18 protein-coding genes and 1 other RNA gene are annotated in these 19,504 nt (G+C 71.6%); 15 read left to right on the top strand and 4 right to left on the bottom strand.

The features are described 5' to 3' along the window. Positions 1-42 precede the first annotated feature (42 nt). The 3 genes from CCR79_RS11220 to CCR79_RS11210 are packed head-to-tail and all read right to left on the bottom strand — an operon-like array spanning position 43 to position 2,901. Positions 43-639 (bottom strand): phosphoheptose isomerase, encoded by a 597-nt coding sequence (locus CCR79_RS11220; RefSeq protein ID WP_201172502.1) that lies wholly within the window; start codon positions 637-639, stop codon positions 43-45. Between the two features lie 29 nt (positions 640-668). After that, a complete protein-coding gene (locus CCR79_RS11215) occupies positions 669-1,031 on the bottom strand; it encodes a YraN family protein (protein WP_201172498.1) in 363 nt (120 codons plus the stop codon). Next, on the bottom strand, positions 1,006-2,901 hold the full coding sequence (locus tag CCR79_RS11210) for a penicillin-binding protein activator (RefSeq protein WP_201172495.1): 1,896 nt from the start codon (positions 2,899-2,901) through the stop codon (positions 1,006-1,008). Before CCR79_RS11210 ends, CCR79_RS11215 begins: the two co-directional genes overlap by 26 nt. Positions 2,902-2,960: 59 nt before the next feature. Between CCR79_RS11210 and rsmI the strand changes: the two genes are divergently transcribed. Continuing rightward, positions 2,961-3,803, top strand: coding sequence for a 16S rRNA (cytidine(1402)-2'-O)-methyltransferase (rsmI, locus tag CCR79_RS11205; RefSeq protein WP_238640834.1), 843 nt, complete (start codon positions 2,961-2,963; stop codon positions 3,801-3,803). A gap of 25 nt (positions 3,804-3,828) precedes the next feature. On the opposite strand, the gene rnpB is transcribed toward rsmI, so the two are convergent. Then, positions 3,829-4,188, bottom strand: an RNA gene (rnpB, locus tag CCR79_RS11200) — RNase P RNA component class A. A 287-nt stretch (positions 4,189-4,475) separates the two neighbouring features. On the opposite strand from rnpB, the gene mraZ reads away from it, so the two are divergent. From mraZ to CCR79_RS11130, 14 genes are read left to right on the top strand one after another with little or no spacing between them, the layout of a single operon-like run. Continuing rightward, positions 4,476-4,934, top strand: a complete 459-nt coding sequence (mraZ, locus tag CCR79_RS11195; RefSeq protein ID WP_201172489.1) for a division/cell wall cluster transcriptional repressor MraZ — start codon at positions 4,476-4,478, stop codon at positions 4,932-4,934. A gap of 18 nt (positions 4,935-4,952) precedes the next feature. Next, positions 4,953-5,927: a 16S rRNA (cytosine(1402)-N(4))-methyltransferase RsmH gene (gene rsmH / locus CCR79_RS11190; RefSeq protein WP_201172485.1), complete on the top strand. Its 975-nt coding sequence runs from the start codon at positions 4,953-4,955 to the stop codon at positions 5,925-5,927. Beyond that, complete coding sequence (gene ftsL / locus CCR79_RS11185; protein ID WP_201172482.1) at positions 5,924-6,196, top strand: cell division protein FtsL; 273 nt, start codon at positions 5,924-5,926, stop codon at positions 6,194-6,196. Before rsmH ends, ftsL begins: the two co-directional genes overlap by 4 nt. Positions 6,197-6,206: 10 nt before the next feature. Continuing rightward, the gene (locus CCR79_RS11180) at positions 6,207-7,934 is read left to right on the top strand and encodes a penicillin-binding transpeptidase domain-containing protein (RefSeq protein WP_201172472.1); all 1,728 of its coding nucleotides are present in this window, start codon (positions 6,207-6,209) and stop codon (positions 7,932-7,934) included. Further along, the gene (locus tag CCR79_RS11175) at positions 7,931-9,442 is read left to right on the top strand and encodes a UDP-N-acetylmuramoyl-L-alanyl-D-glutamate--2,6-diaminopimelate ligase (protein WP_201172470.1); all 1,512 of its coding nucleotides are present in this window, start codon (positions 7,931-7,933) and stop codon (positions 9,440-9,442) included. Before CCR79_RS11180 ends, CCR79_RS11175 begins: the two co-directional genes overlap by 4 nt. Beyond that, the gene (locus CCR79_RS11170) at positions 9,430-10,785 is read left to right on the top strand and encodes a UDP-N-acetylmuramoyl-tripeptide--D-alanyl-D-alanine ligase (protein ID WP_201172468.1); all 1,356 of its coding nucleotides are present in this window, start codon (positions 9,430-9,432) and stop codon (positions 10,783-10,785) included. The genes CCR79_RS11175 and CCR79_RS11170 overlap by 13 nt, the downstream gene beginning before the upstream one ends. A gap of 18 nt (positions 10,786-10,803) precedes the next feature. Beyond that, on the top strand, positions 10,804-11,868 hold the full coding sequence (gene mraY, locus CCR79_RS11165; RefSeq protein ID WP_201172595.1) for a phospho-N-acetylmuramoyl-pentapeptide-transferase: 1,065 nt from the start codon (positions 10,804-10,806) through the stop codon (positions 11,866-11,868). After that, a complete protein-coding gene (gene murD, locus CCR79_RS11160; RefSeq protein WP_201172466.1) occupies positions 11,868-13,211 on the top strand; it encodes a UDP-N-acetylmuramoyl-L-alanine--D-glutamate ligase in 1,344 nt (447 codons plus the stop codon). The genes mraY and murD overlap by 1 nt, the downstream gene beginning before the upstream one ends. Beyond that, positions 13,204-14,391, top strand: a complete 1,188-nt coding sequence (gene ftsW / locus CCR79_RS11155; protein WP_201172464.1) for a putative lipid II flippase FtsW — start codon at positions 13,204-13,206, stop codon at positions 14,389-14,391. Before murD ends, ftsW begins: the two co-directional genes overlap by 8 nt. Beyond that, complete coding sequence (murG, locus tag CCR79_RS11150; RefSeq protein WP_201172462.1) at positions 14,388-15,461, top strand: undecaprenyldiphospho-muramoylpentapeptide beta-N-acetylglucosaminyltransferase; 1,074 nt, start codon at positions 14,388-14,390, stop codon at positions 15,459-15,461. Before ftsW ends, murG begins: the two co-directional genes overlap by 4 nt. Then, the gene (gene murC / locus CCR79_RS11145; RefSeq protein WP_201172460.1) at positions 15,454-16,914 is read left to right on the top strand and encodes a UDP-N-acetylmuramate--L-alanine ligase; all 1,461 of its coding nucleotides are present in this window, start codon (positions 15,454-15,456) and stop codon (positions 16,912-16,914) included. The genes murG and murC overlap by 8 nt, the downstream gene beginning before the upstream one ends. Beyond that, positions 16,911-17,813 (top strand): UDP-N-acetylmuramate dehydrogenase, encoded by a 903-nt coding sequence (gene murB / locus CCR79_RS11140; protein WP_201172457.1) that lies wholly within the window; start codon positions 16,911-16,913, stop codon positions 17,811-17,813. The genes murC and murB overlap by 4 nt, the downstream gene beginning before the upstream one ends. Continuing rightward, entirely contained in the window at positions 17,810-18,724 is a 915-nt protein-coding gene (locus CCR79_RS11135) for a D-alanine--D-alanine ligase (RefSeq protein ID WP_201172454.1), read from the top strand. Before murB ends, CCR79_RS11135 begins: the two co-directional genes overlap by 4 nt. Further along, positions 18,721-19,494 carry a cell division protein FtsQ/DivIB gene (locus tag CCR79_RS11130; RefSeq protein WP_201172451.1) on the top strand — a complete coding sequence of 258 codons (774 nt, stop codon included), beginning with the start codon at positions 18,721-18,723 and terminating at the stop codon, positions 19,492-19,494. The genes CCR79_RS11135 and CCR79_RS11130 overlap by 4 nt, the downstream gene beginning before the upstream one ends. Positions 19,495-19,504: the final 10 nt, after the last annotated feature.

Raw genomic sequence — 19,504 nt, 5'->3', positions numbered from 1 at the left:
GGCGGGGCCGGCCGGGGGCCGTGGTCGACCCGGCTTCGCGGACTAGCCGCCCGGCCCGCCGAACAGCGTGCGATCGATCAGATCGCACAGGCAGTGGATCGCCAGCAGGTGGACCTCCTGGATCCTTGCCGTGGTCTCGCTGGGCACGCGGATCTCGATGTCGTCGCTGGAGAGGTTGGCGGCAAGTGGCCCGCCGTCCCGGCCGCTGAGGGCGACGGTGACCATGCCCCGTTCGGTGGCGGCCTGCTGGGCTGCGAGGATGTTCCCCGAGCCGCCGCTCGTGGAGATGGCCAGGAGGATGTCCCCCTCGTGGCCTAGGGCGCGGATCTGCCGGCCGAAGACCTCGTCGTAGTGGTAATCGTTGGCCACCGAGGTCAGTGTGGAGGAGTCGGTGGTCAGCGCGATGGCCGGCAGGCCCGGTCGCTCCATCTCAAAGCGATTGAGCAGCTCCGAGGAGAAGTGCTGGGCGTCCGCGGCGGAGCCTCCGTTGCCGCAGATCAGGATCTTGCGCTCGGCGCCTAGGGCCCGGGCCATGGCACGCCCGGCCCGGACGATGTCCGGCGCGATGCGATCCAGGGCATCCTGCTTGGCGCGGATGCTGTCGTGGAAGAGCTGTGCCACGCGTTCGTGGGAATCCATGAATCCTCGCTGTCGTCTTGCCGGGCCGGTCAGCGTTCTTCCTGGAACGCATCGCGCACCCAGTGCACTTCGTTTCCGTCCGTGGCGACTACATCGAATCGGGCCCACCCGGGGTTTCGGGCCAGCCAGACGTTGGCGGCGCGGCTCAGGCGCTGGCGCTTGCGGCGGTCCACGGACGCGGCTGCGCCGCCGTACCCCGGGTGGCTGCGTCGGCGGACCTCGACGAACACGGTGACGCCGCCATCGGCCATGACCAGGTCGATCTCGCCCCGGCGTGTCCGGAAGTTCCGTGCCAGTGTTCGCAGCCCCCGCCGCTCCAGGTAGGCGCGTGCCCGCTCCTCGGCCTCGTGGCCCCGGTCGCGGGGGTCATTCCCCCTCCTTCTCGGTGTCATGGTGCCTGCCCTCCGTGGCCGGCTGGCGGAATACCGGGCGCCCGCGCACGAATTGCGCGGTCACCAGCTCGCGTTCGACGATCCGTTCGCTGTTCAGGTGTAGCCCCCCGGTCAGCCCGTCCAGGCGTTCTTCCGGGTGCTCCTCGAGCACTTCTAGGTACGGGAAGATGCGGTAGGCATCGATGCCCAGGGCCACCAGCCGGGCCTGGCGGGCCATGACATCACCGAGCTTCTCGGTCAGCCGCTCGTGCTTGAGCTCCGCCGGGATCCCGGGCGACTGGCCCACCAGCCAGGGGCCGTCGACAAAGTGCAGGCCGTCCAGGTCGCGGTCGTCCTCGGGGCGTGGGGTGCCACCGTAGATATGCGACGTCGACAGGACCGGCACGTCCTGGGCGTGGTGGTATTCGAGCTGCGGGCGCAGCAGTCGGCCCGCTTCGGGGAACGCGGCGAGGAAGACGGCGTCGACGTCCTGGCGGCGGCGCGGCTGGTATTCCAGGGTCTGGCCGAAGGTTCGGGTCAATTCCTGGTGGCGGCGGCTGCTGATGCGCAGGTTGAGCACCTCGCGGATGGGGCCTGAGAAGTCCGTTTCATCGGCGTCGTAGGCTTCGCTCTGCAGGACCGTGCCGTCGCCCGCCTCGAAGGCCTCCTGGAAAGCCTGCTGGACCCGCTCACCCCAGTCGGTCCGCGGCGCGAGAACCACCACGCTGGTCCAGCCGCGGCGGTGCGCGTGCCGGGCGGCCTGCTGGGCCTCTGCCTCCGGGCTGAGGGGGAAGAGGAACAGGTGGTCATGGCTGTCGCCGTCCTCCAGGGTGTTGAGAGCCAGGATCGGGGGCGCGTCATCGATGTCGGCGACGGCGCGGACAGCGTCGCGGGTCAGGGGCCCGATGACGGCGTCGCTGCCGGCCTCCCGGGCCTCGGCCAGGGCCGCGCGGGCCCGCTCCGCCTCGCCACCGGTGTCGTGGACGGTGACCTCCGGGCGACGGTTGGCGTCGTTGAAGTAGGCGGCGAGGATGCCGTCACGGACGGCGCGGCCGGCATCGCGGAAGTCTCCGCTGAGTGGCAGCAGCAGGGCGACGTGTTCTGGCCGGCGGATGCGCTCATGAAAGCGCGTGATGAGTTCGGTGGCCTGGCGGTCGCGCGCCGGGTGGTCTGGATAGGCCTCCTCCCAGGCGGACACCGCCTCCTCGAGGCGCCCCGGGTCGAGGCGGTGGCTGCGGGCGATCTGCGCCAGGCGGATCCAGCCGCCGTAGGTGTCGGCGTCCGGCTCGATGGCCTGGAGTTGTTGCGCCGGGGCCCGCCCCAGGGCCTGCCAGATGAGGTTGCGGTTCTCGTCGCGCTGCGACGGCGTCTCCAAGTGGTCCTCGAGGGCCACGCGTTGCTCCACCACCATCAGGTGGTTGTCCAGGCCGGCGGCTGCGGTGGCGCGTAGACGGTGGTAATCCGCCTCCTCGCCGGCCGGTGGCTCGGCCAGGTTATCGAGCAGCGATGCGGCCCGGTCCGGCCGCTCGCGGGCCAAGGCGAGCTGGGCGCGGGCCAAGGTGAAATGCGCCCGTCCCCGGTCGTCGAGATGATCCGGCTCGACCCGGGCCAGCGCCGTGGTGGCGGCGTCGCGCTCGTCGGCATCCAGCCAGGTGCGTGCAGCGGCGATGCTGACTCGATTGCGGTCCGCCGCTTCCTCGTAGGCCTCCGCTGCCGCATCATAGAGCTCCGCGGCGCGGGCGGTCTCGCCCGCGCCGCGGGCCTCATCCGCCTGCGCCTCGGTCTGCTCCGGGGCGTCGGCCGGCGTGACCGGTGCCGGGGCACAGCTGTAGAGTGCCGCCAGCAGCGCGGCCGCGATCAGGAACTGGAGAACGCGCGAGGGGCAGGTCATGGGAACCGTCGGAGAAGCCTGTGGATAAGCCTTCGGAGTATCCGGCGCCCGTCGCACCCGTGTCAAACGGCGGCGGGACGCTGTGGGTGGTGGCGACGCCGATCGGGAATCTGGCCGATCTGAGCCGCCGGGCGGCCGAGATCCTGGGCGGTGTCGAGTGGGTGGCCGCCGAAGATACGCGGCGCACGGGGCGTCTGCTGGAGCAGTACGGCCTGCGGGCGCGCCTGCTGAGCCTGCACGAGCATAACGAGGCCTCGCGCCTGCCCCGCCTGCTCCGGATCCTGGCGGCCGGCCGGGATGTGGCCCTAGTCAGTGATGCGGGTACGCCGCTGCTCAGCGACCCGGGCGCCCGGCTGGTGGCCGCTGCCGCCGCCGAGGGGGTGCCGGTGTCGCCGGTGCCGGGGGCCTGCAGCGTCACGGCCGCGCTCTCGGTGGCCGGATTCGGGGCGGACCGGTTCGTCTTCGACGGCTTCTTGCCTTCGCGCGATGCCGCCCGGCGCAGCCGGCTGCAGGAGCTGGCGGCCGAGCCGCGGACCGCGGTTTTCTTCGAGGCGCCGCACCGCATCGCCGCCTGCCTTCGCGATCTGGTCGCGATCTGCGGTGGACAGCGCCGGGTCGTGGTGGCGCGGGAGTTGACCAAGGTGCACGAGACGCTGCTGCGCGGTGCGCTGGAGGCGGTCCTGGGGCAGGTGGAGGCGGACAGCAATCAGCAGCGGGGAGAGATCGTCGTGGTCCTTGAGGGGGCGCCGGCGCGGGAGGCAGGCGCCGACGCCGATGACACGCTGCGCGCGCTGCTCGGCGAAGGGGTTCCGGTGAAGCAGGCGGCTCGCGTGGCTGCGCGCCTGACCGGGGGGCGGCGCAACGCCCTATACCAGCGCGCCCTGGAACTCGCCCGGGGCTGAGTCACAGGTCGCGTGGCGGAAAAAAGAGGTGAGTCGGCCTGTAAGCCGGGTTCTGTCGAGGATGGCCATTCCTCTGGGGCGTGCGTCACCGCACGCCTCTAGCGGCCTACCCGGGAGCGGCGCGGGCCACGCCATGGCTCCCCTATTTGGCCTTGCTCCGGGTGGGGTTTACCGTGCCGCGAACCGTTACCGGTCGCGCGGTGCGCTCTTACCGCACCTTTTCACCCTTACCTGTGCCGCCGCCCCGCGGCGGCCATCGGCGGTCTGTTTTCTGTGGCACTTTCCGTGGGCTCACGCCCCCCAGGCGTTACCTGGCACCCTGCCCTGTGGAGCCCGGACTTTCCTCCGTGCCGCGGTGCGGCACAGCGGCCATCCGGCCGACTCCACCCCCATATTACGAACGCGCGCGAGCACGTCAACCCTTCAATGACAGGTAGATACCCAATAGAGCCGATGTGCGTTATTAGCACATGCGGTTAACATCCCGTAACGCCAGTTAGTTGGTTGTCGCATCGGCCGCCCTTCGACTTGAAATCCCGTGCGTAACTTCATGTTTGGCGCCGGGCAGTGCGGCGGTACGGCTGGTTGACGGGGTGTGGGCCCCCTCCTATAGTGTCGCAACGTGGTTAAAAGTGGGATAAAAGGGCACGGCATGGAGCAGCGGGGGGCGCGGTGTTTCGCGGAGTCAACCAACTCAACCTGGATGCCAAGGGGCGGCTAGCCTTCCCGTCCCGGCACCGCGACCGCCTCCTGAGTCACTGCAGCGGCGAGGTAGTGGCAACGATCGACTATCGCGATCGTTGCCTGGTCTTCTACCCGCTGCCCGAGTGGGAAGAGATCGAGCGCAAACTGATCGCCCTGCCGGACCTCCAGCCGAGCGCCAAGCGACTCAAACGCCTTCTGATCGGTCACGCCCAGGAACTCCAGGTTGACGGCAACGGACGCGCCCTGGTCCCCCCGCCGTTGCGTGAATACGCCGGCCTGGAAAAGCGGGTGGTGCTGATCGGGCAGGGCAACAAGTTTGAGCTTTGGGATGAGTCCCTCTGGGAGCAGCGGCGGGCGGATTGGCTGCAGGAGGCGGCCGCGTCGGATGCCGAGCTCCCCGGGGAGCTGGAGAGCCTCGCCCTGTAGATCAGGTCAGGGGGCGTCATGTCCGCAGCGGAGATGCGCGCAGTGGCGGAGCAGAAGCCAACGGCGACGACACACCGGCCGGTCCTCTACGAGGCCGCGCTGGAGGCGCTCGCCGTGCGCCCGGACGGCTGCTATGTGGACGCCACCTACGGTCGTGGCGGCCACGCCCGCGGCATCCTCGAGCGGCTGGGGCCCCGCGGCCAGCTGTGGGTCGCGGATCGCGACCCCGAGGCGCTGGCCCACGCCCGCGAGACCCTATCGGATGACCCCCGCTGTACCGTGCTCGGTGCCGAGCTGGCCGATCTGCCCCGAATGTTGTCCGGGTATGGTCTGACCGCCGGTATCGACGGCCTGCTGGCGGATCTCGGTATCTCGTCGCCGCAGGTTGACAACCCCGACCGCGGTTTCTCGTTTCAGCGGGACGGCCCGCTGGACATGCGCATGGACCCGAGTTCCGGCGAGTCGGCCGCGGCGTTGCTCGAGCGTTTGAGCGTGCGCGAGATCGCCGGGATCCTGCGCCAGCTGGGGGAGGAGCGCCACGCCGGGCGTATCGCCCGTGCCGTCGTCGCTGCCCGCGAGGCCGGTGAGCCGCCGCGCACCACCCTGGCGCTGGCCCGGCTGGTCGAGCAGGCGGTGCCACGCCGCGAGCCCGGGCGCCATCCGGCGACGCGGACCTTCCAGGCCCTGCGCATTGCGGTCAATGACGAACTCGGACAGCTGGACCGCTTCCTCGATGGGGTCATCGACCTGCTCGCCCCCGGCGGGCGACTGGCCGTCATCGCTTTCCACTCCCTGGAAGACCGGCGCGTGAAGCGGTTCATCCGCCGGGCCTCGAGCGTCGGCGATCTGCCGCCGTCGGTGCCGGTGCCGCCGGAAGGCTGTCAGCCCCGTCTGCGGCCGCTGGGACGCGATTTGCGCGCGGGCGACGACGAGGTGGCCGGCAACCCGCGCGCACGCAGTGCGGTGCTGCGCGTAGCGGAGCGGCTGTCATGAGCCGTGCGGTCTGGGGCATGACCGTGCTGGTCCCGGCGGTGGTCGCCAGTGCCATCGGCGTGGTGGCCGTCCAGCACGAGTACCGCGGGGTCTTCGTGACCCTGCAGGACGAACTCGAGCGCAGCGATCGGCTGCGCGAGGAGTGGAGCATGCTGCAGCTTGAGCAGGGGGCGTGGGCCGGGCACAGCCGTCTGGAGCGCGTCGCCGGCGAGGAGCTGGGCATGGCGCTGCCCGAGCGTGACGAGATCATCATCCTGAGGCGCCCTTGAGGTGGCGAGAGTGAGCAGGAACACGCGCCGACAACCCCCGCTTCAGGGGCCGCCACGCTGGCGGCTCTACAGCGTCGTGGTGGTGCTGGCCCTGGCTGCCGGTGCCGTGATCCTGCGCGCCCTGGATCTGCAGGTGATCAACAGCGAGTTCCTGCGCGACGAGGCCGACGCCCGCCACCTGCGTACGGTGAGCATGCCGGCGCACCGCGGGGTGATCACCGATCGCAACGGCGAGCCGCTGGCGATCAGTTCACCGGTAGAGTCGGCCTGGGCCGACCCGGCGGAGCTGCTGGAGGACCGGGGGGCCGTCGCCGCCGTGGCCCAGACCCTCGAGCGTGCTCCGGCCGAGCTGCGCGACTTCCTGCAGGCCCGGGAGGGGCGGCAGTTCGTCTACCTGAGGCGCCACCTGTCCCCACGGGTGGCGGCGCGCATCCAGGAACTGGATGCGCCGGGTGTTCAGCTGCAGCAGGAGTTCCGCCGGTTCTATCCGGCCGGCGAGGTGGCCGCGCAGCTGGTCGGCTTCACGGACATCGATGGTCGTGGGCTGGGCGGCGTCGAGCGCGCCTTTAACGATGCCCTGAGCGGGCGTAGCGGCGCCAAGCGTGTGGTCCGTGATCCCTTCGGGCGCACCATCGAGGATGTCGAGCTGCTGCGCGAGCCGCGCCCCGGCGAGGACATCCGCCTCTCGCTGGACCGGCGCATCCAGTATGTGGCGTACCGCGAACTCAAGCGCGCCGTCCATGGCCACGATGCCGAGGGCGGTGCGGCCGTGGTGCTGGATGCAACCACCGGTGAGGTGCTGGCAATGGTCAGCCAGCCCTCGTTCAATCCCCATCGCCGCTCCGGCGTCGAGGCCGAGCAGCGCCGCAATCGGGCGGTGAGCTGGGCCCAGGAGCCGGGGTCGGTGATCAAGCCGTTCACCATCGCCGCCGCCCTGTCCAGCGGGGCCGTGCGCAGCGGGCAGGAGTTCGATACCGCGCCGGGGACCATGCGCGTGGGGCGGCACACGGTCCGCGATTTCCTCGACTACGGCGAGCTCGACATTGCCGGCGTGCTGCAGAAATCCAGCAACGTGGGCACGGTCAAGATGGCCCTGGAGACCGAGCCGCGGGCCCTCTGGAGCACCCTGGAGGATGTGGGCTTCGGCGAGCGTACCCGCAGCGGCCTGCGCGACGAGGTCGCCGGGCACTTCCTGCCGGCGCCGCCGCGGGGCGACGTGCAGCGCGCTACGCTTTCCTACGGTTACGGCGTGACCGCCACGCCCGTGCAGCTGGCGCGCGCCTACGCCGCGGTGGCCCGCGACGGGGTGATGCGCCCGGTCTCTATTCGCGCCCTGGATGATCCCCCGCAGGGCCGGCAGGTGCTCGACCCGGATCTGGCTGCCGAGCTGCGCGCCATGCTCGAGGCCGTGGTCGAGCCCGGCGGGACCGGCACCCGTGCGGCCATCTCCGGTTACCGGGTGGCCGGCAAGACCGGCACGGTGCTCAAGAGCGGCCCCAGCGGCTATGCCGAGGAGGATTACCTCGCCTCCTTCGTCGGTTTCGCCCCGGCGTCGGACCCGCGGCTGGTCATGGCGGTGACCATCGATCAGCCCCGCGGCGATCTCTACTACGGCGGCCAGGTGGCGGCGCCGGTGTTCTCCCGGGTGATGGGCAGTGCGCTGCGGATGCTCAACGTGCCGCCGGACGATCTCCCGGAGCTCGAGGTGCCCGTCGTCGCCGAGGGGGAGGGGTCATGAGCGCTTTGTCCGCATCCGGGGTCACCCTGCGCTGGCTGTTCGAACCGTGGGTCGGTGGCGAACTCCCGGCGGTTTCGGTCCGCGGGCTGGCCCTCGATACCCGGCGCCTTGAGCCCGGCGCCGTGTTCCTGGCGCTGTCCGGCAGCCGCGAGCACGGACTTGCCTACGTGCCCGCAGCGGTAGCTGCCGGGGCTGCTGCTGTGGCGTGGGATACGGACGACGACGCTGATGCCGCGCCGGCGCGTGCCGCTGCCGAGGCGGCCGGCGTGCCGATGGTCGGTGTGCCGGGCCTGCGCCGATACCTTGGTGCTGTTGCTGCGCGCCTTTACCGGGAGCCATCCCGGGATCTGGATGTCATCGCGGTTACCGGCACCGACGGCAAGACCTCGGTCACCCATTTTATTGCCCAGCTGCTCAGCACCGCCGAGGCGCCCTGGGGCGTGGTCGGAACCCTTGGCCACGGCCTGGTGGACCGGCTGCGCCCGGGTGTGCTGACCACACCGGACGCTGTGGCCCTGCAGGAGGCCTTGGCCGATTGTCGCCAGGCGGGCGCCCGCGGCGTGGCCATGGAGGCTTCCTCCCACGCCCTGGAGCAGGGGCGATTGTCCGCCACAGCGGTGGATCTGGCCGTACTCACCCACTTGGGGCGCGACCACCTGGATTACCACGGCTCGGTCGAGGCGTATGCCGACGCCAAGAGCCGGCTGTTCGAGTTCCCCAGTTTGCGGGCCCAGGTGCTCAACCTGGACGACGAACTCGGCCGGCGCCTGCACGACCGGGCCGCCGGTGCGGTCTTCACCTACAGCGCTGCCGGCGCCGCTGCGGACCTCTCCGCCGAGGCGGTAACCCCGGTGGCCGACGGCGTTCAGCTCACACTCTGTCTGGGCGCGATCCGACGCTCGGTGCGACTGCCCCTGTTCGGGCGTTTCAACGTGGCCAACGTACTGGCGGCAGTGGCGGCGGCCCTGGCTTTAGGGCGGCCCATGGACGCCGTTCTCGATCGGCTGGCGACGCTGCGTCCGGTGCCGGGGCGGATGGAGCAGTTCCAGGCCGTCGGGGCACCGCTGGTGGTGGTGGACTACGCCCATACACCGGGGGCCCTGGAGCAGGCGCTGAGCGCCCTGCGCGCGCATACCGACGGGCGGCTTTGCGTCGTATTCGGCTGCGGGGGCGAGCGCGACACCGGCAAGCGCCCGCTGATGGGCGAGGTCGCAGCGCGCCTGGCCGACCGGGTGGTGATCACCGATGACAACCCCCGGGGCGAGGATGCCGCAGCCATCCGGGCGTCCGTGGCCGACGGGGCCGGCGAGGCGGCCGAACTGGTGGCGGATCGGGGCGCGGCCATCCGCGAGGCTGTCGCCTGGGGGGGCGCCGGAGATGTGGTCCTGGTCGCCGGCAAGGGCCATGAGACGGACCAGGAAGTGGACGGGCACCGGCTGCCTTTCTCTGACCGTGAGGAGGTGGCGCGGCTGCTCGGCGCTGCCGAGGAGGGTGCATGGACCCGCTGAGCCTGCATCAGGTGGCTGCGCTGACCGGTGCCGAACTCGTCGGTCGTGACGGCGGTGCGACGGTGAACGGTGTTGCGCTGGATAGCCGCCGGTCCGCGCCGGGGACGCTCTTCGTGGCCCTGGCCGGGGCCCGCAGCGATGGCCACGACTTTGCTGCCGACGCCGCGGCGCGGGGCGCCGTGGCGGTCCTCGGGGCTCGGCCGGTGGCGGCGCTGCCCACGCTGGTGGTCGAGGACCCGGCCGCGTCCCTCGCGCTTCTGGGCGCGGAGTGTCGGCGTCGCAGCGGGGCGCGCGTGGTGGCCGTCACCGGCAGCAACGGCAAGACCACGGTCAAGGAACTGCTGGCGGCGATGCTTGCCGAAACCGGTCCGACGCTGGCCACCGAGGGCAACCGGAACAACCTGCTGGGCGTCCCGGAGATGCTCTGCCGGCTTGATGGTGGGCACCGCTACGCCGTCATCGAGATGGGTGCCAACGCACCCGGTGAGATTGCACAGCTCACCGCGTGGGCGCAGCCGGACGTGGGTGTGGTGACCAACGCCGGGCCAGCACACCTGGAGGGCTTCGGCTCGCTCAACGGAGTCGCCCGCGCCAAGGGCGAACTCTTTGAGGGGCTGCCCGGCCACGGCGTTGCCGTGATCCATGCCGACGACGACTACAGCGGCCTGTGGCGGGAGCTGGCCGGCGCGCGGCGCTGCCTGACCTTCGGCGCCGAGACCGGTCAGATCCGCTACCGGGGGCGGGGCAGCCGGCTCGAGCTGGATCTCGGAGGCGGCTGGACGGCAGCGCCGACGCCGCTGCTCGGTCGCCACAACGCCCAGAACATCGCCGCCGCCGCGGCCTGCGCCGCCGCGCTCGAGGTGCCGGCCCGGACCATCCTGGAGCGGGTGGCGGCCGCCGCGGCCGTGCCGGGGCGGCTGCAGCTGCGCTGGGGGTGTCACGGGGGGTGGCTGGTGGATGATACCTACAACGCCAACCCGGCAAGCCTGCAGGCCGCCATCGATACGGTCACGGAGTTCGGCGGTGCGCCCTGGCTGCTCCTCGGGGCCATGGGCGAGCTCGGCCGGGAGGCGGCGGACTGGCATCGCCGCGCCGGGCAACGGGCGCGGGCTGCCGGGATCCAGCGGCTTTGGACCCTGGGCGGGGCCGCTGCCCCGGCTGCCGAGGGCTTCGGGGTTGGCGGGCGCTGTTTTGACGACGCCTCGGCGCTGATCGAGGCGTGCCGGGCCGAGATGCCCGCCGATGCAGTGGTGCTGGTGAAGGGGTCGCGCTCCGCCGCCATGGAGCACGTGGCGGCAGGCCTGGCCGCGGAAGAATCGACAACGGAAGGGGGGGATCGCTAGGTGCTCTACCACTTGGCCATGGTGCTGGAGACGTTCTACTCGGGATTCAACGTCTTCCAGTACATTACGTTCCGGACCATCCTCGGGGTGCTCACGGCCCTGGGGATCGCGCTGATGATCGGCCCTGCGGTGATCCAGCGCCTGGTGCTCCACCAGGTCGGACAGCAGGTCCGGGACGATGGCCCGCAGACGCACCTGGAGAAGGCGGGCACCCCCACCATGGGCGGCGCGCTGATCCTCGTCGCCATCGCGGTGTCTACCCTGCTCTGGGCGGATCTGACCAATCGCTACGTCTGGGTGGTCCTGCTGGTGACCCTCGCCTTCGGCGTGATCGGCGGGGTCGACGACGCCCTCAAGCTGGCCCGGCAGGACAGCCAGGGGCTGCGCGCCCGGACCAAGTTCTCGCTGCAGATGCTCGCGGCCCTGGCGGCAAGCACGTTCCTGTTCGCCACCGCCGCCGACCCGGTGGAGACCAGCCTGGTGCTGCCGCTGGTCAAGGAGTGGGTCTTCCCGCTAGGTATCGGGTTCATCGCGCTGGCAACGCTGGTGATCGTGGGCAGCTCCAACGCCGTCAACCTCACCGACGGGCTCGATGGCCTGGCCATCATGCCTACGGTGCTGGTGGCCACCGGCCTGGCGGTCTTCGCCTACGCCAGCGGGCACCACATCTTCGCCGAGTACCTCGGGATCCCGTCAGTGCCCGGGGTAGGGGAGCTGGTGATCTTCTGTGGCGCCATCGTCGGCGCCGGACTCGGGTTCCTCTGGTACAACACCTACCCGGCCCAGGTGTTCATGGGCGACGTGGGCGCCCTGGCCCTCGGCGCCGCCCTGGGCGTGGTGGCCGTGGCCGTCCGCCAGGAGATCGTTCTGTTCATCATGGGTGGCATCTTCGTCATGGAGACGGTCTCCGTGATGATCCAGGTCCTCTCCTACAAGCTGACCGGGCGGCGCGTGTTCCGCATGGCGCCGCTGCACCACCACTACGAACTCAAGGGCTGGCCCGAGCCGCGGGTGATCGTCCGCTTCTGGATCATCACCGTGGTCCTGGTCCTGATCGGTCTGGCGATGTTGAAGGTGCGCTAATGGCAGCAGGCGACCGCCATCACGGATATACCGCCGTCGCCGGCCTCGGTGCCACGGGGATGGCCTGCGTGCGCCATCTGCGCGCCCGTGGCGAGGCGGTCGTGGTGGTGGATAGCCGCAGCGAGCCGCCCCGCCTGGGGCAGCTGCAGGCCGAGCACCCCGAGGTCCAGGTGGTGACCGGGGGGCTGGATCGGGAAACCCTGCTCGGCGCGGTTCGGGTGGTGGCCAGTCCGGGGCTCGATCTGCGTCACGGGGTTTGGGCCGAGTTGCGCGCCGCCGGGCGGCCGGTGGTGGGCGAGCTGACCCTGTTCGCCGAGGCGGTGAACGCGCCGGTCTGCGCGGTGACTGGGTCCAACGGCAAGAGCACCGTGGTCAGCCTGCTCGGCGAAATGGCCCGGGCCGCCGGGCTCGACGTCGCCGTGGGTGGCAATTTGGGGACGCCGGCGCTGGAGCTGCTGACCCGGGCGCCGGCCGATGGCTATGTGCTGGAGGTGTCGAGCTTCCAGCTGGAAGCGTGCCCCGGGTTTCAGGCCGACGTGGCGGCGGTGCTCAATGTCAGCGCCGATCACATGGACCGCTATGACCGCCTTGCTGACTACGCGGCGGTCAAGGCGCGGCTGCTCGAGGGGGTCGGGACAGCGGTACTCAACGCCGAGGATCCACATCTGGCCGAGCTGGGACGCCAGGCCGGCACGGTGCGCCGCTTCGCGATCGACCGGCCGGCCGACTACCACCTGCTCGAGCGGGACGGCGGTACCTGGCTCGCCGTCGCCGGTCGGCCGCGGGTGGCCGCCGATGCGCTTCCCGTGCCCGGTCGCGCCCACTGCGCCAATGCGCTGGCCGCTATGGCCCTGGCCGACGCCTTGGGGATCCCGGAAGCCGCGCAGTGCAAGGCCTTGAAGGCCTTTGCCGGACTGCCGCACCGCATGGAGCCGGTGGGCGAGTGGTGCGGGGTGCGCTGGATCAACGACTCCAAGGCGACCAATGTCGGTGCTGCCGTGGCTGCCATCAGCGGCCTGCAGCGGCCGGTGGTGCTGATCGCCGGCGGGCAGGGCAAGGGTGCGGATTTCCGGCCGCTGGGCCGGGTCTGTGCCGAATCGGCGCGGGCCGTCATCCTCGTGGGCGAGGACGCGCCGGCTATCGAGGCGGCCATCGCCGGCCGCGTGCCCATTGAGCGGGTCGGCGGCATGACCGCTGCCGTGGCGGCCGCCGCCCGCTGGGCCGAGCCGGGTGACGCCGTTCTGCTGGCGCCGGCGTGCGCCAGCTTTGATGCCTACAGCGGCTTCGAGGCACGCGGCGAGGCGTTCCGCGACGCCGTTCGCGGGGAGGTGGCCCATGGCTGAGATGACCGCAGGCGTTGCCGAACGCGGTACGCGGCTGCCGCTGTGGCCAAGCCTGGACCAGCGGCTGGTCTGGGTGGTGGCGGCTACGGCGCTGCTCGGCCTGGTCATGGTCGCTTCGGCCTCGATTTCCATGGCCGAGCAGGCCACCGGGGATCCGTTCTACTTCTTCAAGCGCCAGGTCTTCTTCGCCCTGCTCGGCCTGGGCATGGTCCTGGCCCTCCTGCAGGTCCCGCTGGCCACCTGGGAGCGGGCCGGCCCGGGGCTCCTGCTCGTCGCGCTGGGGTTGCTCGTGCTGGTGCTGATCCCCGGTGTGGGGCGCGAGGTCAATGGTGCCGTGCGCTGGATCCCGCTGGGCGTGTTCAACCTGCAGGTCGCCGAGGTGGTCAAGGTGCTGCTGGCCCTCTATCTCGCCGGTTTCCTGGTGCGCCGACAGCAGCAGCTGCGCACCTCCATGGCTGCCTTCCTGGTCCCGGTGCTGGTTTCGGCGGCGTGTGCCTTCCTGCTGCTGCGGCAGCCCGATTTCGGCACCGCGCTGATGCTCATGGCGCTGGCGGTGGGTCTGCTCTACCTGGCGGGCGCGCCGTTGTGGCGGTTCGTCACCCTGGTGGGGGTGCTGGCGGCGGCGGCCGCCGCCCTGGTGGTCTACTCGCCCTACCGCTGGCAGCGGGTGACCGCCTTCATGGATCCCTGGTCCGATCCGTTCAATACCGGATTCCAGCTCACCCAGTCGCTGATCGCCATCGGCCGCGGAGACTGGCTGGGTGTGGGGCTCGGCGGCAGCGTGCAGAAGCTCTTCTACCTGCCCGAGGCGCACACCGATTTCGTCTTCTCGGTGCTGGCCGAGGAGCTGGGCTGGATCGGCGTGGTCGTGGTGGTCCTGCTCTTCGCCTACATCGTCTGGCGGGCTATGGCCATGGGCTGGCTGTGCCACCGCCACCGACTGCCCTTCGCCGGTTACCTGGCCTGGGCGGTGGGGCTGGCCATCGGCCTGCAGGCGTTCATCAATATGGGGGTGGCCACCGGGCTGCTGCCGACCAAGGGCCTGACCTTGCCGCTGTTCAGCTACGGCGGCAGCAGCGCCCTGGCGACGGGCGCCATGATTGGGCTGCTGCTGCGCTGTGGCTACGAGTTGGCCGAGGCGCGGGCCGAGGGGCGCCGTCCCGAGGAGGAGCCGTCATGACCGCGCTGACCGTGGCCATCGCCGCCGGTGGCACCGGCGGGCACGTCTACCCCGGCCTGGCGGTGGCCGAGCTGCTGCGCGAGCGTGGCCACCGGGTGGTCTGGCTCGGGACGCGCAGCGGCCTGGAGGGCCGCGTCGTGCCCGCCGCCGGGGTCGAGGCCGAGTGGCTGGAGATCCAGGGGCTGCGCGGCAAGGGGCTGGCCGCGCAGCTCCGGCTGCCCTGGCGGCTGGGGCGCGCAGTGGCGGTTGCCGGGGCCGCGTTGCGTCGCCGGCGTCCGGATGTGGTCCTCGGCATGGGCGGCTACGTGGCCGGGCCGGTCGGGTTGGCCGCCCGGCTCACCGGGCGGCCGCTGGTGATCCACGAGCAGAACGCCCGGGCCGGGCTGACCAATCGCTTCCTGGCTCGCCTCGGGCGCCGCGTGCTGACCGGGTTCCCCGATACCCTGGGGGCGCGGGGCGAGTGGGTGGGCAATCCCATCCGCACAAGCATCCACCGGCTGGAGGCGCCGCGATCCCGTTACGCCGGGCGCCCGGAGGCGCCGCGGGTTCTGGTGCTCGGCGGCAGCCAGGGGGCGCGGACCCTGAACCGTTTCGTCCCGAAAGCGCTGGCCGGCCTCGACGGGCCGCGGCCGCAGGTGCTGCATCAGGCCGGCGAGCTCACCCTGGAGGAGGCGCGCACCGGGTATCGGCAGCTGGGCCTGGACGCGGAGGTGGTGCCGTTCATCGAGGACATGGCCGGCGCCTATGCCTGGGCGGATCTGGTGGTGGCCCGCGCCGGTGCCCTGACCGTGGCCGAGCTGGCCGCGGCCGGGGTGCCGGCCGTGCTGGTGCCGCTCCCCTGGGCGGTGGACGACCACCAGACGGCCAACGCCGAGCTGCTGTGCGCCGCCGGCGCAGCCCGGTGTCTGCCTGAGGGCGACGTGGAGCAGGGGGCGCTGGGTGCGGTGCTTGCCGATCTGCTCGCCGACCGCGAACGCCTGGCGGGGATGGGGGAGGCGGCTCGCGACGTGGCGCGCCCGGATGCCGCCGACCGCGTGGCGACGATCTGTGAGGAGGTGGCCCATGGCTGATGCAGTCCCTGCACGCGAGCCGCGTTTCGCCGCGCCGGCCGATGGCCGTGGCGCCTTCGGCCGGGTGCGCCGCATCCACTTCGTGGGCATCGGCGGGGCCGGGATGGGTGGCATCGCCGAGGTGTTGCACAACCTCGGCTTCACCATCACCGGATCCGACGTCAAGTCGGGCGCCGTGGTGGAGCGCCTGCTCGGTCTCGGGGTGGCGGTGCGGATCGGCCACGATCCGGGCCATGTCGAGGGCGTGGACGCGGTCGTGGTCTCCACTGCTGTCACCGAGGAGAACCCCGAGGTGCAGGCGGCGCGCCAGCAGCGCATCCCGGTGGTGCCGCGGGCCGAGATGCTCGCCGAGCTGATGCGCTTCCGTCACGGTGTGGCGGTGGCCGGCACCCACGGCAAGACGACGACGACCTCCCTGCTGGCCAGCTGCTTGGCCGAGGGCGGGTTGGATCCGACCTTCGTCATCGGCGGGCGGTTGATCAGTGCCGGGGCGCACGCGCGCCTGGGTGCCGGGCCCTACCTGGTGGCCGAGGCCGACGAGAGCGACGCCTCGTTCCTTCATCTCAAGCCGATGATGGCGGCGGTGACCAACGTGGATGCCGACCACCTGGGCACCTATGGCGGTGATTTCGACGCCCTGCGCCGGACCTTCATCGAGTTCCTGCACCATCTGCCGTTCTACGGCCTGGCGGTGCTCTGCATCGACGACCCGGAGGTGCGCCGGCTGCGCGAAGAGATCGGCCGGCCGGTTCTGACTTACGGCTTCTCCGCGGATGCCGACGTGCGGGTCAGTGCCCTGGAGGCCGACGGCCATCGCACCCGGTTCCGGGTCGAGGAGGGCGATGACGCCGCCTTCGCCGTGGAGCTGAGCCTGCCCGGACGGCACAACGTGCTCAATGCCACCGCTGCCATCGCCCTGGCCCGAGAGCTGGGGGTGGATGTGGCGGCAATCCAGCGGGCGCTGTCCGGCTTCCAGGGTATCGGCCGGCGCTTCCAGGTTTATCCCGACATCCCGCTCGCCGGGGGGGCGGCGGCGCTGGTCGATGACTACGCCCATCATCCCCGGGAGCTGGAGGCGACCCTGGAGGCGGCCCGCGCCGCCTGGCCGGAGCGGCGCCTGGTGGTGGTCTTCCAGCCGCACCGCTACACCCGCACGCGGGAGCTTTTCGACGATTTCGCGCGGGTGCTCAGTGGCACCGACGCGCTGGTGCTCACCGAGGTCTATGCCGCCGGCGAGGCGCGTTTGCCCGGCGCCGACGGCCGGGCGCTGGCCTCGGCGGTGCGCGATCGCGGCGGTGCGCAGCCGATCTTCGCAGACAGCCTGGACGAGGTGCCGGGGCTGCTGGCCGGGCTGCTGCGCGATAACGACGTGGTGCTGACCCTGGGTGCCGGCAGCATCGGTGGGCTCCCGGCGCGCCTGGGCGCCGGCCCGGCGGCGGGAGGTGCGGCGTGAGCGCGGCGGTCGAGCGGCGGCGGATCCGGCCCGGCGAGTGGCGCGAGCAGGAGCCGCTGGCCGGCTACACCACCTGGCGGGTTGGTGGGCCGGCGCGTCGGCTCTGCTGTCCGGCCGGCCGCGACGGGCTGGTCGACTGCCTGGCGCGCCTGCCAGCTGACGAGCCGCTGCTCTGGTGTGGTCTGGGCAGCAACCTGCTGGTCCGCGATGATGGCGTGGCAGGGACGGTCGTCCTGACCCAGGGCGGGTTGGACGAGCTGGTGGTGGGGGCGCATGGCCGGGTCCACGCGGAAGCCGGCGTGGCGTGCGGTCGCCTGGCTCGGGCGGCAGTCCGGGAGGGGCTGGCCGGGCTCGAGTTCCTGGCCGGTATCCCGGGCACCGTGGGAGGGGCCCTGGCCCTCAATGCCGGCGCCTGGGGCGGCGAGACTTGGGAGCGCGTGGTCGAGGTCGAGACCATCGATCGCCAGGGGCACATCCGGCGGCGGGCTCCGGCCGATTTCCGGATCGGCTATCGCAGTGTGGCCGGCCCCGCCGGCGAGTGGTTCCTAGCCGCGACCTGGGAACTGCCCCCCGCCGATGCGCAGGTGCTCCGCGAGCGGGTGCGGGCGCTGCTGCAGCATCGCAACGCCGTGCAGCCAGTGGGGCAGCCCACTTGCGGTTCGGTCTTCCGCAATCCCACGGGGGATGCGGCCGGGCGGCTGATTGAGGAGGCCGGTTTGAAGGGGGCGCGGCGCGGCGGTGCCCGGGTCTCCGAGCGCCACGCCAATTTCATCATCAACGAGGGTGGCAGTGCGGCGGATATCGAGGGGCTCATGGCGCAGGTCCGGGAGCGGGTTGCTGTGGTGCACGGTGTATGGCTGGAACCCGAGGTTCATGTGATCGGGGAGGTGCGGCCATGACTGGTATCCCGGATCCGCAGCGGGTCGGTCGCGTGGCGGTGCTCATGGGGGGCACTTCCGCCGAGCGGGACATCTCCCTGCGCAGTGGCGGGGCGGTGCTCGCCGCGCTGCAGCGCCGCGGCTACGACGCCGAGGCCTACGACCCCCGTGACCGCGCCCTGGAGGGGCTGCGGGGCTACGACGTGGTCTTCATCGCCCTGCATGGGCGGGGGGGTGAGGACGGTACGGTACAGGGGCTGCTGGAGCTGCTCGGGGTGCCGTACACCGGCAGCGGTGTCCTCGGCTCGGCGCTGGGCATGGACAAGTGGCGCTGCAAACGGCTCTGGCAGGGTAGTGGACTGCCCACGCCGGCGGGTCAGCTGCTCACCAGCGAGTCTCCGGTGCTGGCCGAGGGGCTGGCGTATCCGGTGATCGTCAAGCCGGTCCGGGAAGGGTCGAGTCTGGGCATGACCCGGGTTGACGGGCCGGCGCAGCTGGCCGAGGCCTACCGGGCAGCGGCGGCCTACGACGATACAGTCCTCGCGGAGCAGTGGGTCGAGGGCGAGGAGTACACCGTGGCGCTGCTCGGCGATCGGGCGTTGCCGTCGATCCGGCTGGAGACATCCCACGCCTTCTTCGACTACGCCGCCAAGTACCAGGCCGACGATACCGGGCACCACTGCCCGAGCGGTCTGGGTGCGGACGAGGAGGCGGAGCTCGGCGCGCTGTGTCGCGAGGCCTTTTCCGCCAGCGGCGGCAACGGTTGGGGGCGGGTGGATGTCATGCGGGATGCCGACGGACGCTGGTGGCTGTTGGAGGTGAACACCATCCCGGGCATGACGGATCACTCGCTGGTCCCGATCGCTGCGGCGCAGGCCGGTATCGGTTTCGATGAGCTGGTGGCTCGCATTCTCGGGGAGGCGTTGCCGTGAGCCGCGAAGACTGGAGAGACCTGCTGGGCCGGCAGCCTATGCGCCGCAAGCGGGTCGGCGCCCCGGGGCTGCGGGGCTGGCTCTGGGGTGGAGCGGTGGCGCTGTTGGCCACCGGCGCTGCCGGTATGGCCACCGTGGCGCTTCAGGAGGGGCGGATTCTGCCCCTGGAGCGGGTGGAACTGAGCGCCGCGCCGGAGCGCGTGGCGGACGATGACTTGCGCCAGGCGCTGGCACCGCACTTGCACAGGAGTGTGCTGGGGGTGGATGTGCGCGGCGCCCGGGACGCCCTGGAGGCGCTGCCCTGGGTGGCGGGTGCCGAGGTGCGCCGGGCCTGGCCGGGGCGGATCCAAGTGACCTTGCGTGAGCGCGAGCCGCTGGCGCGCTGGGGAGAGCAGGCGCTGGTCGACCGCGACGGCGGGCGGTTCGAGCCGCGGCCGGCGAGCATCCCGGAGGGGCTCCCGGTGCTGCGCGGTCCGGACGGCAGCGAGGGTGAGATGGCCGGCTTGTTCAGGGAGGTGCAGCAACGACTCGCTGAGCGCGGTGTCAACCTGGTGGCGCTCGGTCTTTCGCCCCGGGGGTCCTGGAGCGCGCGGCTGGAGGGCGGCATTGAGATGGCCCTGGGCCGGCAGCACCCGGGCGAGCGCGTGGAGCGCTTCGCCGCCGTGCTGCCGGCCTTGGAAGAACGACAAGAGGCCCCGATGGAGCGGGTCGATCTGCGCTACCCCAACGGCTTTGCCGTGGCTTGGGGTGCGGCAGACGAAGCGGACTGAAGGCGGAGCA

The organism is Halorhodospira halophila, assembly GCF_016653405.1.
GTDB lineage: Bacteria > Pseudomonadota > Gammaproteobacteria > Nitrococcales > Halorhodospiraceae > Halorhodospira > Halorhodospira halophila_A.
Note: the sequence above shows the minus strand (reverse complement) of the source record. Positions and strands in the feature narration are given on the sequence as shown.

What these genes read in the sequence shown, in the direction of transcription:
- CCR79_RS11210 (WP_201172495.1), bottom strand. Translation starts at nt 2,901, where the DNA reads ATGACCTGCCCCTCGCGCGTTCTCCAGTTCCTGATCGCGGCCGCGCTG.
- ftsW (WP_201172464.1), top strand. Translation starts at nt 13,204, where the DNA reads ATGGCTGAGATGACCGCAGGCGTTGCCGAACGCGGTACGCGGCTGCCG.
- murC (WP_201172460.1), top strand. Translation starts at nt 15,454, where the DNA reads ATGGCTGATGCAGTCCCTGCACGCGAGCCGCGTTTCGCCGCGCCGGCC.
- CCR79_RS11170 (WP_201172468.1), top strand. Translation starts at nt 9,430, where the DNA reads ATGGACCCGCTGAGCCTGCATCAGGTGGCTGCGCTGACCGGTGCCGAA.
- ftsL (WP_201172482.1), top strand. Translation starts at nt 5,924, where the DNA reads ATGAGCCGTGCGGTCTGGGGCATGACCGTGCTGGTCCCGGCGGTGGTC.
- murG (WP_201172462.1), top strand. Translation starts at nt 14,388, where the DNA reads ATGACCGCGCTGACCGTGGCCATCGCCGCCGGTGGCACCGGCGGGCAC.
- murD (WP_201172466.1), top strand. Translation starts at nt 11,868, where the DNA reads ATGGCAGCAGGCGACCGCCATCACGGATATACCGCCGTCGCCGGCCTC.
- mraY (WP_201172595.1), top strand. Translation starts at nt 10,804, where the DNA reads ATGGTGCTGGAGACGTTCTACTCGGGATTCAACGTCTTCCAGTACATT.
- CCR79_RS11135 (WP_201172454.1), top strand. Translation starts at nt 17,810, where the DNA reads ATGACTGGTATCCCGGATCCGCAGCGGGTCGGTCGCGTGGCGGTGCTC.
- CCR79_RS11220 (WP_201172502.1), bottom strand. Translation starts at nt 639, where the DNA reads ATGGATTCCCACGAACGCGTGGCACAGCTCTTCCACGACAGCATCCGC.
- rsmH (WP_201172485.1), top strand. Translation starts at nt 4,953, where the DNA reads ATGTCCGCAGCGGAGATGCGCGCAGTGGCGGAGCAGAAGCCAACGGCG.
- CCR79_RS11215 (WP_201172498.1), bottom strand. Translation starts at nt 1,031, where the DNA reads ATGACACCGAGAAGGAGGGGGAATGACCCCCGCGACCGGGGCCACGAG.
- CCR79_RS11175 (WP_201172470.1), top strand. Translation starts at nt 7,931, where the DNA reads ATGAGCGCTTTGTCCGCATCCGGGGTCACCCTGCGCTGGCTGTTCGAA.